This window comes from Spiribacter sp. 1M189 (assembly GCF_040838345.1).
In the GTDB taxonomy this organism is placed as follows: Bacteria; Pseudomonadota; Gammaproteobacteria; order Nitrococcales; family Nitrococcaceae; genus Spiribacter; species Spiribacter insolitus.
The window spans coordinates 822,692-837,174 of the sequence record NZ_JBAKFF010000001.1; the positions used below are offsets into that span (position 1 = coordinate 822,692).

At 65.8% G+C, this 14,483-nt stretch carries 12 protein-coding genes; 4 read left to right on the plus strand and 8 right to left on the minus strand.

Annotation, left to right across the window (positions count from 1 at the left end):
- Positions 1–11: 11 nt before the first annotated feature.
- Entirely contained in the window at positions 12–1,832 is a 1,821-nt protein-coding gene (gene uvrC, locus V6X30_RS04170; protein ID WP_367983385.1) for an excinuclease ABC subunit UvrC, read from the minus strand.
- A gap of 79 nt (positions 1,833–1,911) precedes the next feature.
- Entirely contained in the window at positions 1,912–3,306 is a 1,395-nt protein-coding gene (locus V6X30_RS04175) for a class II fumarate hydratase (protein ID WP_367983386.1), read from the minus strand.
- Positions 3,307–3,362: 56 nt separating this feature from the next.
- Here V6X30_RS04175 and purB point away from each other — a divergent pair, with 56 nt between their 5' ends.
- Positions 3,363–4,745 carry an adenylosuccinate lyase gene (gene purB / locus V6X30_RS04180; protein WP_367983387.1) on the plus strand — a complete coding sequence of 461 codons (1,383 nt, stop codon included), beginning with the start codon at positions 3,363–3,365 and terminating at the stop codon, positions 4,743–4,745.
- Here purB and V6X30_RS04185 read toward each other — a convergent pair.
- From V6X30_RS04185 to cysM, 4 genes are read right to left on the minus strand one after another with little or no spacing between them, the layout of a single operon-like run.
- Positions 4,669–5,310: an NUDIX domain-containing protein gene (locus V6X30_RS04185; protein WP_367983388.1), complete on the minus strand. Its 642-nt coding sequence runs from the start codon at positions 5,308–5,310 to the stop codon at positions 4,669–4,671. The two genes, purB and V6X30_RS04185, sit on opposite strands and share 77 nt — an antisense overlap.
- 23 nt (positions 5,311–5,333) lie before the next feature.
- Positions 5,334–6,665, minus strand: a complete 1,332-nt coding sequence (gene rlmD / locus V6X30_RS04190; RefSeq protein WP_367983389.1) for a 23S rRNA (uracil(1939)-C(5))-methyltransferase RlmD — start codon at positions 6,663–6,665, stop codon at positions 5,334–5,336.
- Positions 6,666–6,669: 4 nt separating this feature from the next.
- Positions 6,670–7,440 (minus strand): 3'-5' exonuclease, encoded by a 771-nt coding sequence (locus V6X30_RS04195; RefSeq protein ID WP_367983390.1) that lies wholly within the window; start codon positions 7,438–7,440, stop codon positions 6,670–6,672.
- Positions 7,437–8,330 (minus strand): cysteine synthase CysM, encoded by an 894-nt coding sequence (gene cysM, locus V6X30_RS04200; RefSeq protein WP_367983391.1) that lies wholly within the window; start codon positions 8,328–8,330, stop codon positions 7,437–7,439. The genes V6X30_RS04195 and cysM overlap by 4 nt, the downstream gene beginning before the upstream one ends.
- Before the next feature lie 30 nt (positions 8,331–8,360).
- Here cysM and tsaA point away from each other — a divergent pair, with 30 nt between their 5' ends.
- The gene (gene tsaA, locus V6X30_RS04205; protein WP_367983392.1) at positions 8,361–9,068 is read left to right on the plus strand and encodes a tRNA (N6-threonylcarbamoyladenosine(37)-N6)-methyltransferase TrmO; all 708 of its coding nucleotides are present in this window, start codon (positions 8,361–8,363) and stop codon (positions 9,066–9,068) included.
- Here tsaA and V6X30_RS04210 read toward each other — a convergent pair.
- Complete coding sequence (locus V6X30_RS04210) at positions 9,065–11,062, minus strand: CocE/NonD family hydrolase (RefSeq protein ID WP_367983393.1); 1,998 nt, start codon at positions 11,060–11,062, stop codon at positions 9,065–9,067. The genes tsaA and V6X30_RS04210 overlap by 4 nt on opposite strands.
- The gene (locus V6X30_RS04215; protein ID WP_367983394.1) at positions 11,062–13,041 is read right to left on the minus strand and encodes a mechanosensitive ion channel domain-containing protein; all 1,980 of its coding nucleotides are present in this window, start codon (positions 13,039–13,041) and stop codon (positions 11,062–11,064) included. The genes V6X30_RS04210 and V6X30_RS04215 overlap by 1 nt, the downstream gene beginning before the upstream one ends.
- A gap of 182 nt (positions 13,042–13,223) precedes the next feature.
- Between V6X30_RS04215 and V6X30_RS04220 the strand changes: the two genes are divergently transcribed.
- Positions 13,224–13,592: a phasin family protein gene (locus V6X30_RS04220; RefSeq protein ID WP_367983395.1), complete on the plus strand. Its 369-nt coding sequence runs from the start codon at positions 13,224–13,226 to the stop codon at positions 13,590–13,592.
- A 113-nt stretch (positions 13,593–13,705) separates the two neighbouring features.
- The gene (locus V6X30_RS04225; protein WP_367983396.1) at positions 13,706–14,482 is read left to right on the plus strand and encodes a DUF2189 domain-containing protein; all 777 of its coding nucleotides are present in this window, start codon (positions 13,706–13,708) and stop codon (positions 14,480–14,482) included.
- The last annotated feature ends 1 nt before the right edge of the window (position 14,483 follow it).

Below are 14,483 nucleotides of genomic sequence, written 5' to 3' on the forward strand. Positions count from 1 at the left end.
CACGCCGTCGGTTACCCGTTGAGGTGTCCGTGAATGCGTTCGGCAAGTGCCGTGCTGATGCCGGGTACCCGGGAGAGATCCTCAACCCCCGCCCGCTTGATGCCCTTGAGCCCACCGAACTGCTTCATCAGCGCCTGTCGGCGTTTTGGACCCAACCCGGCGATCTCCTCCAGGCTCGACTGATTGCGGGATTTACCACGGCGACTGCGATGGCCGGTAATCGCGAAACGATGCGCCTCATCACGCACCTGCTGGAGCAGATGCAGCCCCGGTGACTCCGGTGCCAGGCGGATGCTGTCCGGTCGGCCGGCCACCAGCAGCACTTCCTCTCCGGCCCGGCGCCTTGGACCCTTGGCGATGCCCACCGGCATCACGCCCTCGATCTGCAGATCCTCCAGCACCCCCTCGGCCTGTCGCAGCTGTCCCTCGCCGCCATCGATCAGGAGCAGGTCCGGGGTGGTACCCTCCCCCTCGCGGAGTCGCCGGAAGCGGCGTTCCAGGGCCTGGTGCATCGCCGCGTAGTCGTCCCCGCCGGTAATGCCTTCAATGTTGAAACGCCGGTAGTCGTCCTTGATGGCGCCCTCGCGCCCGAAGACCACGCAGGAGGCGACCGTCGCCTCGCCACGGGTATGACTGATATCGAAACACTCGATGCGCTCGGGGATCTCGTCCAGCGAGAGCGCCTGCTGTAGATCCTCGAAGCGCCGTTCCATGATCGCCTCGCTGTCCATGCGGGCGCTGAGCGCATGCTCCGCGTTGCGCTCGGCCATATCCATCCAACGACGCCGGTCGCCACGCAGGCGCGAGGCGATCCGCACCCGATGGCCCGCATCATGGCCGAGGGCCTCCTCCAGGACTTCCCCGTCGGTCAGTTCATGACTGACCAGCAACTCCCCCGGCGTCGTCTCGCCGAGATAATGGCGGGCAATAAAGGCGTAGAGGATCTCCTGCGGTGTTGTCTCGGGGGGTGTGCGCGGGAAATAGGTCTGATTGCCCAGGTTCTGGCCGTCACGGATCACGAACACCTGCACGCAGGCCAGATTCTCGCGCAGCCGGCAGGCGATCACATCCACATCCCCGCGCGCCCCGGAGACATACTGGCGTTCCTGGATCCGGCGCAGGCTGGTGATGCGATCCCGAAGCCTGGCCGCCTGCTCGAAATCCAGCGCCTCGGCGGACGCCTCCATGCGCCCGACCAGTTCATCGACCACCTCGTTGCTCTGCCCCGAGAGAAACATCTCGACATGGCGGACGTCCCGGGCGTAGTCCGCCTTGCTGATGTAGCCCACACACGGCGCCGTACAACGGCCGATCTGGTACTGCAGGCAGGGCCGCGAGCGATGCCGATAGAAGCTGTCCCGACACTGGCGCACGGGAAAGACCTTCTGCAGATGATTGAGTGTCTCACGCACTGCGCCGGATGAGGGAAACGGACCGAAATGGCGCCCCTCCCCCCGCCGCTGACCACGATGGAAGGACAGCCGCGGGAAATCCTGCTGCGTCGAGAGATGGATATAGGGGTAGCTCTTGTCGTCGCGCAGCAGAACGTTATACCGCGGTCGATGCTCCTTGATGAGGTTGTTCTCGAGAATCAGCGCCTCGGCCTCGGTATGGGTGACCGTGACCTGAAGGTCGGCCACCTGGCCCACCAGGGCCTGGGTCTTGGCATTGTGGGCGCCCTTGCGGAAATAACTGCTCACCCGGCGTTTGAGGTTGCGCGCCTTGCCGACATAAATCACCGTGCCGGTGTCATCGAACATGCGATAGACACCCGGCCCCGTCGGCAGGGTCTTGAGCACCGGATCCGGATCGAAACGACGGCTCTGAGTCATGACGCCATTCTAGCGCGGCGGGCGGGAGGCCGATCCAGTCGTCTGACCGCCCCCCGTCCGCCGCATGGTCGATCAGGGCTCAGTCGTCACCGGGAATACCGCCCGCGGTCAGCGCCCTTGGATCGAGCAGCCGCTCGAGCTCATCATCGGAGAGGTCGGTCATCTCCCGGGCCAGCTCCATGAGGGGACGCCCCTCAGCATAGGCGCGCTTGGCGATTTTCGCGCCCAGCTCATAGCCGATCACCGTATTCAGTGCCGTCACCAGAATCGGATTCCGGCCCAGTGCCTCCTCAAGGCGCGCCTGATTGACGCTGAAGCCGGCCACCGCCCGATCGGCCAGGGCCCGCGAGGCATTGGCCAGCAGCGAAATGCTCTGCAGCAGGTTCTGCGCGATCACCGGCAGCATTACGTTGAGCTGGAAGTTCCCCGACTGCCCGGCCACGGTAATCGTCGTGTCATTGCCGATGACCTGGGCGGAGACCTGTGCCACGGCCTCCGGGATCACCGGGTTGACCTTGCCCGGCATGATGCTGCTACCCGGCTGGAGCGCCGGCAGGGCGATCTCCCCGAGACCGGCCAATGGCCCGGAGTTCATCCAGCGTAGGTCGTTGCTGATTTTCATCAGGCTCACCGCCACCACTTTGAGCTGGCCGGAGAGCTCCACCGCAGCGTCCTGGGCACTGAGGCTCTCGAAGCGATTCTCGCTCTCGCGGAACGGCAGCCCGGTGCGGCGCACCAGCGCCTCGGCCACCTTGCCGCCAAAGGCCGGGCGGGCATTGATACCCGTGCCGACGGCGGTGCCGCCTTGGGCGAGGGCATGGACCCGGGACAGCGCATCCCGCATGCGGGCCTGACCCTGGCGGATCTGGTAGGCCCAGCCGCCGACCTCCTGCCCCAGGGTGACCGGCATGGCGTCCATCAAATGCGTGCGGCCGGTGGTGGTGACCTCACGCAGCTCGGTGGCGCGCGCCTCGAGGGTTTCGGCGAGATGATCCAGCGCCGGCAGCAGCTCCTCGGCGCAGGCCACCGCCGCGGCGACATGAATGGCGGTGGGGATCACATCGTTGCTGCTCTGGCTCATGTTGACGTGGTCATTGGGATGGACGGTATCCCCCAGCGATGCCGTGGCGAGGTGGGCGATCACCTCATTGGCGTTCATGTTGCTGCTGGTGCCGGAGCCGGTCTGGAAGATATCCACCGGAAAATGGGCATCATGCGCACCGCCGGCCACTGCCTCGGCGGCCTCGACGATGGCCGCACTGATCTTCGCGTCCAGATCACCCAGCGCCTGGTTGGCCTCCGCCGTGGAGGCCTTGACCAGGCCAAGCGCCTGGATGAAGCGCCGCGGCATGCCCTGCCCGCTGATGCCGAAGTTGTCCACGGCCCGCTGGGTCTGCGCGCCATAAAGCGCATCCGCCGGCACCTGGAGTTCGCCCATGCTGTCCGATTCGGTACGGAATCCCTGCTGGTTCATCATCATCTCCCCGGTTCTTGTAAACTGATGTTTTCACCCACAACGGGTCGGAGGCCATGGAGCTCAGTCAACTTACCGCCATTTCCCCCATTGACGGCCGTTACGGACGTAAGACCACGGCGCTGCAGCCTCTGGTGAGCGAATACGGCTTGATCCGCCACCGCGTCATCGTCGAGGTGGAGTGGCTGAAGGCGCTGGCCACGGAGGGCGCGATCACCGAAGTGCCACCGCTCAGCGACGCCGCGGCGCGGGCGCTCACCCGGATCGCGACGGATTTCGACGAGGCCGATGCCGACCGCGTGAAGGCCATTGAGGCCACCACCAACCACGACGTGAAGGCGGTCGAGTACTTCATCAAGGAGCGCATGGCCGATCAGCCGGAACTGGCCGCCATCACCGAGTTCGTTCACTTCGCCTGTACCTCGGAAGACATTAACAATCTCGCCTACGCCCTCATGCTCCGTAGTGCGCGCAATGATGTATTGCTCCCGGCCGTGGATCAAATCATCGATCGCCTGGCAGGCATGGCGGCCGAGCATGCCGAGACACCGATGCTCGCCCGGACCCACGGGCAGCCCGCTTCGCCGACGACCCTGGGCAAGGAATTCGCCAATGTGGCGGCACGGCTCCGGCGCCAGCGCGCGCAACTGGCCGTGGTTCCGATCCTCGGCAAGATCAATGGCGCCGTCGGCAATTTCAATGCCCATGTCAGCGCCTATCCGGAAATCGACTGGCCTGCATTCTCGAAACGTTATATCGAAAACCTGGGACTGGACTACAACCCGTGGACAACCCAGATCGAACCCCATGATGGCGTCGCCGAGTTGTTCGACGCACTGGCGCGCGTGAACACCGTCGGCCTCGATCTGGTCCGGGATCTGTGGGGCTACATCGCCTTTGGCTACTTCCGCCAGCGCACCGTCGAAGGCGAGGTCGGCTCGTCGACCATGCCGCACAAGGTCAACCCCATCGATTTCGAGAATGCCGAAGGTAATTTCGGCATGGCCAACGCCGTGCTGGAGCACCTGGCGCGGAAGCTCCCGGTCTCGCGCTGGCAGCGCGACCTGACCGACTCCACGGTGCTGCGCAACATCGGTGTGGGGCTCGCCCACAGCGTCATAGGCTATGAGGCCATCATGCGCGGTATGGGTAAGCTGGCAGTGGACGAGGACCGGCTCGCGGCCGACCTCGATGCCAACTGGGAGGTGCTGGCCGAGGCGATTCAGACGGTCATGCGCCGGCACGGCATCGCCGAGCCCTATGAAAAGCTCAAGGCGCTGACCCGCGGCAAACGCATCGACGCCGCAGGCCTGCAGCGGTTCGTCGACGGCCTTGATCTGCCCGAGTCGGTGCGCGACGAGCTCAAGGCGCTGACGCCGGCCCGTTATACGGGGCTCGCGGCCCGTCTCGCCAACGATCTCGCAACGACTCGCGATTAAGGGCGAGCCACTGTAGGGCAATGATCGGCATGGCGGCCTGAATGCCGCCCTGGCCCACCATGGCGATCGCCTCCTCCGCGGGCAGCACATGCAGCCGGATGTCCTCGCCCTCGGCCGGGTTGCCATGGCCTTCTAGCCGCAGATCCCGGCTGTCCACCGGCGCGCAGAACAGGTGCACCGTCTGCGATGTGCCGCCGGGGCTGACCAGATAGTGGGTGATCGGCACGAGCTCGCCCAGCTGGCAGTCCGCCTCCTCCACTGACTCGCGCCGCGCGACGTCTTCCGGCGTCTCGCCCGGCTCGACGATCCCGGCGACCGTCTCCAGCAGCCATGGCCCCAGCCCGCTCTCCAGTGCGCCGATGCGGAACTGCTCCACCAATACCACCCGGTCCGTCCAGGGGTCGTAAGGCAAAACGCCCACCGCATGCCCGCGCTCGAAGCGCTCGCGGACCAGCGTCTCGCTCTGTCCACCCGCAAACAGGGCATGGCGGAGGGTAAAGCGGCTCACCCGGAAGAAACCGTCGTAGACCGTCTCCCGGGCGACGATCTCATAGTCCCTGCTCAAGGTTGCTCCTCCCTTGTGTCGCGTCAACGGGTGAAAAGCGCCATGGCCTCGGCATGCCCCGTGTGCGGAAACATGTCCATGATGCCGGCGCACTCCAGACGGTAGCCGTGCTCATGGACAAGCTGGCCGGCATCCCGCGCCAGTGTCGACGGCCCGCAGGAGACGTAGACAATGCGCTCGGGCTGCAGCCGGCCAATCGCGGGCAACACCTCGAGCGCGCCAGAGCGCGGTGGATCCAACAGCACGCGATCAATTGGGCCGCCGAGGGATTCCGCTGTGGGTTCCAGCGCGGTGAGATCGGCGGCCGTGAACCGGGCATTTTCGATGCCATTGGCGGTGGCGTTCTCGCGGCCGCGTTCGACCAGCGACTCGGCGCCCTCCAGCCCGATCACCTCCGCGGCTCGCCCGGCCAGCGGCAGCGTGAAATTGCCCAGCCCACAAAAAAGATCGAGCACTCGACTGGCCGACTCCGCGTCCAGCAGATCCGCGGCCTGGTTCACCATCTGCCGATTAATGGCGGCATTGACCTGGGTGAAATCGGTCGGCGCGAAGGCGAAATCGAGATCGAAGTCGGGCAGGCGATAGTGCAACCGCATCATCTCATGCCCCAGGGGCGCCACGGTGGACTCATTGCCCGGCTGCTCGAAGAGCAGAAGCCCCTGACGGGTGCCGAACTCGATCAATGCCTCGCGATCGGCCGGCGCCAGCGGGCGGAGATTACGGAAGACCAGCCCGACTTCCTCATCACCGGCGGCCACCTCAATCTGGGCGATCCGGTCGGGGATGCTGAGCCCGCGGACGAGCTCGGCGAGGGCCGGCAGTAGCGCCCCGACCCGCGCATCGAGCACATGGCAGCTGTCGATATCGGCCACGAACGGGCTGAAGCGCTCCCGGAACCCCACCAGAACCCGGTCACCCTTTCGTGGCACGTACTTCACACCCAGTCGGGCCCGCCGGCGATAGCCCGCCGTCGGTCCGGTGAGCGGCGCCAGCCAGTGATCCGGCGAGACACCGCCCACGTGGGTCAGCAACTCCGCCAGCGCATCGGCCTTGTGACGCACCTGCGCGGCCGGGTCCATGTGTTGGAGACTGCAGCCGCCGCAGACACCGAAATGGGCACAGGGCGGCTCGACCCGATCCGTGGATGCCTCGCCCACCACCTCGAGCGCCTGGCCTTCTTCCTGGCGCCGACGGCGGCGGCGGATCTCGGCGCTCACCGTCTCGCCGGGCAGCGCCCCCTGGATGAAGGCCGTCCGATCCTCGCGCTGACCGATGCCGCGGCCTTCGTGACTCAGCCGATCGATCTCGATCTCCATGGGCGCCTTCGGCAGGCGCCGGCCGCGTCGTCCCCCCATGCCGTCAGCCCGTCCAGGCCGCGAGGAACTGGTCGAGATGCGGCTTGCCGGCCTCGGCCAGGACCTCACGGACCCGCTCGCACTCGCGCTCATGCCCGGCCCTATCCAGATCACCGCGCATCAGCCGAAAGCGCAGCCAGAGAAGATAGGTATTCAGCACATCATGCTCACAGTAGTCGCGCACCCCAGGGAAGTTGCCAGCCGCGATCTCGTGGCGCACCGCGGCGCCACTCATGCCCAGCTTGCCCGGCATCCCGCAGAGCGTCGCCACCTGGTCCAGCGGTGCCACGGCCCGACCCGAATGGCCGGCGAGAATGTCCATCAGATCGGTGTGCCGGTCGTGGAAGCGGTTCTGGTAGTTGTTGAAGCGAAAGCTGCGGTCCTGATCGCCGTTCTCCCAGTACCGCGGTGCACTCAGGCCATGGATGAGCGCCCGATAATGCAGCACCGGGAGATCAAAACCGCTGCCGTTCCAGCTCACCAGGGTCGGTACGTAGCGTTCGATGCCCTCGAAAAAGCGTTCGATCAGCGCCGCCTCATCATCACCGCCATCACCCAGCGAGAAGACCGTGAAGCGATCGCCGATGCAGGCGGCCACCGAGATGACCACCACGCGGTGCAGCGGCAGGCGCAGGAAGTCCGTGCCCGTCTCCTCGCGGCGCATCGCCAGCAGCGCCTCGGCGACATCAGCGTCGTCGAGGCCCTCAAGGCCATGCAGGCGCCGACCGCCGGCCACATCCGGGACGGTCTCGATATCGAAGGCGAAGACATTCATTGATCTGGGAACACACCGCTGGAGAGATAGCGATCGCCACGGTCGCAGACGATGCTCACGATGGTCGCATTCTCCACCTCGCGGGCGATCTGTAACGCCGCCCAGAGCGTGCCGCCACTGGAGATGCCGGCGAAGATGCCTTCCTCGGCGGCAAGCCGACGGGTCATGTCCTCGGCCTCGTCCTGCGCCACCTCGACGATGCGATCGACGCGCGCGGGCTCGAAGATTTTCGGCAGGTAGGCCTCGGGCCACTTGCGAATGCCCGGGATGCTGGCCCCCTCGCGGGGCTGGGCGCCGACCATCTGAATCTCCGGGTTCTGCTCCTTGAGATACCGGGAGACGCCCATGATGGTACCGGTGGTGCCCATCGAGGCGACGAAATGCGTCACGGCGCCCGCCGTGTCGCGCCAGACCTCTGGACCGGTCCCGCGATAATGCGCGCCCCAGTTGTCGGGGTTGGCAAACTGATCGAGCACGCGGCCGCGGCCCTCGGCCTGCATCCGCATGGCCAGGTCGCGGGCGCCCTCCATGCCCTCTTCCTTGCTCACGAGCACCAGCTCGGCCCCGTAGGCCCGCATCGAGGCGCGGCGCTCCGTGGTCATGTTGGCCGGCATGATGAGCACCATCCGGTAGCCCTTCACCGCCGCCGCCATGGCAAGGGCGATGCCGGTATTGCCACTGGTGGCCTCGATGAGCGTATCACCGGGTCGGATCTCGCCGCGGGCCTCGGCCTGGGTGATCATGTTCATGGCCGGACGGTCCTTGACCGAGCCCGCCGGATTGTTGCCCTCGAGCTTGAGCAAAACGGTGTTGGATCCGGTATCCGCCAGGCGCTGAAGCCTTACCAGCGGGGTGTTACCGACGCACTGATCAACGGTTGGATATGTCATGCCGAGAGTGTAACGCAGTATAATCCGGTGATGGATATCCAGCCGATCGCCACCATCCGCAGCGACTTCGAGGCCCGGTTCGGGATCCCGCGACAGCCGGGCCTGGTCCCGGCGGCCACCGCAGAGGTGCTGTTCAACCCGCCCTACGACGACCCGGACGCGCTCCGCGGCCTACAGGGCTGCAGTCACATCTGGCTGATCTTTGGCTTCCATGCCATTGATAACAGCGAATGGCGGCCCACTGTGCGTCCGCCCCGACTTGGGGGTAACCAGCGCTACGGCGTATTCGCCACCCGAGCCCCGTTCCGGCCCAACGGGCTGGGGCTCTCGCTGGTCCGCCTTGAGGGGGTGCTCGACGAACCGGCCCGCGGCCTCGCCATCAGCGGCCAGGACCTGCTGGACGGCACGCCGGTCTATGACATCAAGCCCTACATGCCCGCCATTGAGGCGCTTCCCGATGCGCGCCCACCGATTGGCTTCGAGGGGCGACCCGAGACCATCGCCGTGAGCTGGAGCCCGGCCGCCCGCGCCGCACTCCCCGATACATCGCCACAGCTCGGCGAACTGATCGAACAGACCGTGGCCGCCGATCCCCGGCCGGCCTACCAGCGCGGCGATGGTGAAACCCGCTACGGCATGCGCCTGCACGGCCATGAGGTAACTTGGGAGGCCGACGGCACGCAGGCCCGGATCACCGCAGTGGCGCCGGTCACCGACTCGGATCGGGATACCCCCTAGACAAACCGGCGCGGAATGCGCCGCTGCCAGTTACGCGAGAAAACCCGCTGGCCGCCTTCCCAGGCATCCAGTTCGGCAGAGACTTGGAAGGCCTCGGTATCCGCCTGCAGTAACGTGCGTGTGCGGGTTTCCACGTGCCAGTCTTCGCGGCGCAGGGTGCGATGGGCGATTACCTCGCCTTCGATGCTGCCGAAATCATCGCCGACCGATCGATAGGACTCCCAGGTCCGGTCGCGCATGACCAGATCGACATCCTCGATGGCCTTGGCGCCCTCATCCATGATGACTTCCAGCTCCGAGGCGGAGGTCTCCAGATCGCGATGGACCCGCCACCGGCGCTCGGGCGCCCGTTCCTGGACCACCCGCACGGGCTCCTCGTAGTCCGGCGCCGCAAATGCGACCTGATCGTCCAGCTCGGTGGGGGTCCGCACCGGTAGATCCAGCGCGGTCCCGGCGCCGATGACCTGCAAGCAGACCGGCTCCGGCGACGGCCAGGCCAGCGGCCAGTAGGAGGTCGACAGCGACAGGCGCAGGCGGTGGCCGACGGTAAAGCGATGCCCCAGGTCGTTGAGCTCGAGCCTCACCTCATAGTCCTCGCCGGGCACCAGTTCGCGCGGCTGGTCATGACCGGCATAGTGGTTGAGGTTGAGAACGCCATAGGTCACGCGGGTTGCCTTGCCGTCAACGGCCACATCGGAGAGTCGGGCCGCCACCTGGGCCACCGGCCGGTCGACCCGAAAGCGCAGCCGCAGCACCGGCGCGCCGAGCAGCTCCAGCGGCGCATCGAGGGGATCGGTCTCGAACACCAGCGCACCGCCATCCTCTTCGCGCTGGTCGTAGGGCAGATCCGGCCCGGCGGCGTAGCTGCACCATTTGCCGGCGAACAGCCCCAGGCTGAGCGGTGACTGCAGGATGAAAGGCGCCTCGTCATCGGCCATCGGCTCCGGGCGCAGATGGCTGCCCCGCCCCGGGTAGAGCGTCCGTGTCGACACCATGGGGGACGGCCACTCCGCCTCCCCCACCCAGCGGCCGGGGCGATGGTGGTAGCGGGTGGCCGGCTCGGCCGCCTCCTGAACCCAGGCGCGGAGCATGGGCTCGTCCATGATCCGCGTGTCCTCGTCCTTGAGCCATTGATCCCACCAGCGCTTGGTCTCCTGCTGGAAGGCGATCGCGGGCCCGGGAACGCCCTGATGCGGGTACTTGTGACTCCATGGACCCACCAGCCCCTGCCGCGGGACGGTGAGATTCCGGAGCATACGGAATACGGCGTCGGTATAGCCGTCGGCCCAGCCGCTCACCGCCATGACCGGACACTCGATGGCGCTGTAGTCCTCGCAGACCGAGCCGTGACGCCAGTAATCATCGCGACTCTGATGCTCGAGCCACTCGATGATCCAGGGCTCGTTCGCCTCCAGGCGTTGATGCCAGAGCGTGCGCCAGGGCTCGCCGCGGAGGGCCGGATCCGGCGGCATACTGTTGTAGGCGAACATCACCGACGCCCACGAGAGATTGTCGCCGAGCAGGCAACCGCCCATATAGTGGACATCATCGGCATAGCGATCATCGGTGGAACAGACCGTGACGACGGCCTTGAGCGCCGGCGGCTGCATGGCCGCGATCTGCAGGCCGTTAAATCCGCCCCAGGAGATGCCGATCATGCCCACGCCGCCGTCACACCAGTCCTGCCGGGCCAGCCATTCGATCACCGCGTAGCCGTCATCCAGCTCCTGCTGACAGTACTCGTCGGTGAGCAGGCCCTCCGACTCGCCGCTGCCGCGCAGGTCGACCCGGATGCCGGCGTAGCCATGCTCGGCAAGCCAGCGGTGCATGGTTTCGTCCCGGGCCCTTGTATGGTCCCGCTTGCGATAGGGGATGTACTCGAGAATCGCCGGCACCGGCTTCTCGCCAGCATCGTCGGGTCGCCATATCCGGGCCGAGAGTTCCACGCCATCGGCCATCGGGATGCGGACGTCCTCTTCGATGCGCACTGCCATCAGCCCTCCTTCGTCGGCTTGCTCTCATCTGTCAGGGCGACATGGGCCGGCGGGGCGTTGCCGGCCTTGTCCTCGCCGAAATAAAGCGTCATGTGCGGGAACGGAATCGATATGCCCGCGTTGTCGAAGACTTCCTTGACGTAACGGTTGTAGGCCCGGCCGACCGCCCATTGCATGCCCGCCGTGCTGCGGATGCGGACCCGCACCTTCACTGAGCTCTCGGCCAGCGCCGTCACGCCGTCCACCTCGAGCGGACCCGTGACCTCCGGGGCGATGTCGCCATCGCCGCAGAGCCGTTCGTAGGCCTTTTGAAGGTGCTCGACGACGTCGCCGATGTTCTCGCGATAGGCCACTTCGTACACCCCGAGGTGGTAGCCGAAGTCGCGGGTGTAATTCGAGACCGTATCCACCGAGGAGAACGGCACGATATGCAGCGTGCCGGAGAGATCGCGAAGCCCCACGGAGCGGATGCTGAGTCGCTCGACGGTACCGCTGATCCCCGCCGCGGTAATGAAATCATCGGTGTGGATGGCGTCCTCGAGCTGAATGAACACACCCGTAATAATGTCCTGGACCAGCTTCTGAGCGCCAAAACCGATGGCCAGACCGATCACGCCGGCACCGGCGATCAGCGGACCGATGTTGATGCCGATCTCGGCGAGCGCCACCATTCCGGCCAGTGTGACGATGGCAATGGCAAGGGCATTGCGGAACAGCGCCAGCAGCGTTTTCTCCCGCGCCCCGGGCGCCCCGCTGCCGGTATCCGGGTTGAGCCGATCCTCGATCCAGCTCGCCGCCATGATCCAGACAGCGACCGCGAGTATGCCGATGCCGAGCAGTGCCCCCACGGCGCCCATGACACTCTCGCCACCGCTGCTCTCCATCCAGGCGCCGAGGTCGATGAGCCGCCAGGCATCCGCGATCAGGGCAAGAGCGATGACGGCCAGCAATAGATGAACCACACCGAGCAGCTTGGGAAGCCAGTGATTCAGCCGTGCCTGGATCATCGGCATCCGGGTCCGCACCGCTGCCGGCAGATAGCGGCCGATGCGAGCCAGACTACTCAACCAGTGCCCGATAAAGCCGGCAATCAGCATGATGACAACGCTCAGGGCGCTCGCCTCAACGGTGAATTGCAGAACGGCGGGGGGTGCCGCCACCAGCAGCGCCGCCATCACGATGCTGTAGAGCCCCGCCAGCAGATGCCAGACCGGCGCGAGCACACGCGTCAGCGGCCGGAGGAAAAGCCCCCTGCGACGATGACCGAGGTCAAGAAGCCAGGCCCGGACCGCCGCCCGGGCATCCCGTAGGGCGGCGAGGACGCCGGCCAGCACGATGACCACGATAATCAGCTGGGCAAGCTCGGCGAGTGCCGGGACTTGTAAGGCGATGCCGGGCACAGCGAATACCAGGCCATAGGTGCCGGCCCGAATCAGCGCTGACAGCCGGGATTCCCAGGATGTCGCGCCGGCATCATCCATCGGCAGGACCCGGGCCGAGCTGGCCCTTGGCTCGAGAAAGGCATTCAGCGCCAGTCGGCCGATCTCGGCGATGACGAAGGCCAGCGCGAACTGGCTTGCCGCCGTCGCCCAGGTTGGTGCCGGCACCAGGCCCACCAATACCGCACCGTATGCAATGGCGGCGACGACGGCGATCTTGACTGCGTGGATCCCCACTGCGGCGACGATCACGGTGGCACCACGCAGTGGTGCGAGCCCCGCTGCGCCGGAGCGCTGCCAGACCGCCAGGCGATCGATGAGTTGGTCGCCTTGCCCGCGCAGGATGCGCTGGAGGACAAGGATGAGGACGATCAGCGCGAAGAGCCTCAGGGCCGCCAACGCCTGAGTGGGATCCGCCAGCTGGGCGAGTATCCCCGGCAGTGCCGGCAGTTCCTCGGCGAGCTGTGACAGCCAGTCGAACAGGCCGCTGCGCCATTGATCGAGCTGTCCGGCCAACGCTGGCCATTGACCTTCACTCATGCCGGCTCCTCTCGGTTGAATTCAGAATATCGGCTCATCAGCAGATGGCGTAAACCGCGGCAGGATAACAAAAAGCGCTGGCAGAAAAATTTTGTTGCATCGCACCAACGCCATTGTTATATTGCACTGCAACAAGACATTGCAGCGTCTTGGATCGACAAGGTAACCGGAGGTATGACGTCATGACGAACGAAACTTTCAGCAAGGTTAACGAGCAGACCGAGAAGATGTTCATGGGCCCGACCCGTGATTACGCCAAGCTGGCCATGGACTATGCCGAGAAGATGATCGACGCCCAGATGGAAGCGGCGAAGACCTACACGGACATCGGCATGAAGCAGGCCCGTGCCGCCCTCGAGATCAAGGACACAGAGGCCCTCAAGGCCTATGCCGAGGAGCAGCAGAAGGTGGCCAAGGAGATGAGCGAGCGGGTCAAGGGCGATGCCGAGAAGGTGGTCGCCATGAATCAGGACTTCGTCAACGAGGCGCGCAAGCTCGTCGAGAGCAACGTCAAGACGGCCTCCGAGGCGGCGACTCCCAAGTCCAAGTAAGTTCGGCCCGGCCGGATCGGAAAAAAGGCCGTCGGGGTATTCCCGGCGGCCTTTTTGCGTTAATAATTGATAAAAATAAAAAAAAGATCCGTCAGCACCGGGAGGAGTCCGCCATGCAGTCCGCCGCCACGACCGCCGCTCAACATCAACCCATTGAGGTCCGCCGCGTCGGCATCGGCGCGCCATTCCGCTGGCTGGCCGCCGGCCTGCGCGATATGGTCGCCATGCCCGTTGCAAGCCTCGCCTACGGGGTGATCTTTGCCGTGGTCGGTTACGCCCTGGTCACCCTGTCGAGCAGCCGCCCGCACCTGCTCTCGGCGGCGGTTTCGGGCTTCTTTCTCGCCGGCCCCTTCCTCGGCATGGGCCTCTACCGGCTGAGCCAGTGCCGTGAGGCGGGTGAGCCCACGACATTTCGGGATTCGGCGACCATCTGGCGGAGTAACCCCTGGTCCATCGGACTTTTCGGCGTGCTCCTCGCTTTTGTGCTGCTGTCCTGGGAGCGGATCTCAGCGATCCTCTTCGCGCTCTTTCACGGCGCCTCGCTGCCGGTCACCGACGGCGGCTGGACGGATGTTCTCCTATCCGCCGCGGATCCGGCCTTTATTGCCGTCTATCTGGCCATTGGGGCGGCACTCGCCGCCGGCGTATTCGCCATCAGCGCCATTGCCCTGCCGCTCCTCATCACCGGGCCGATCGATCCGGTGACGGCCGCGATCACGAGCGTCAGGGCGACCCTGGCCAACCCGGGCGTGATGCTCCTCTGGGCGGCATTGATCGTCGCGCTGATCACCCTTGGCATGTTGAGCGCATTCATCGGCCTGATCGTCGCCATGCCCCTGGTCGCCCATGCCAGCTGGCATGCCTGTCGGGATCTGACGCTGGAGCGCTGAC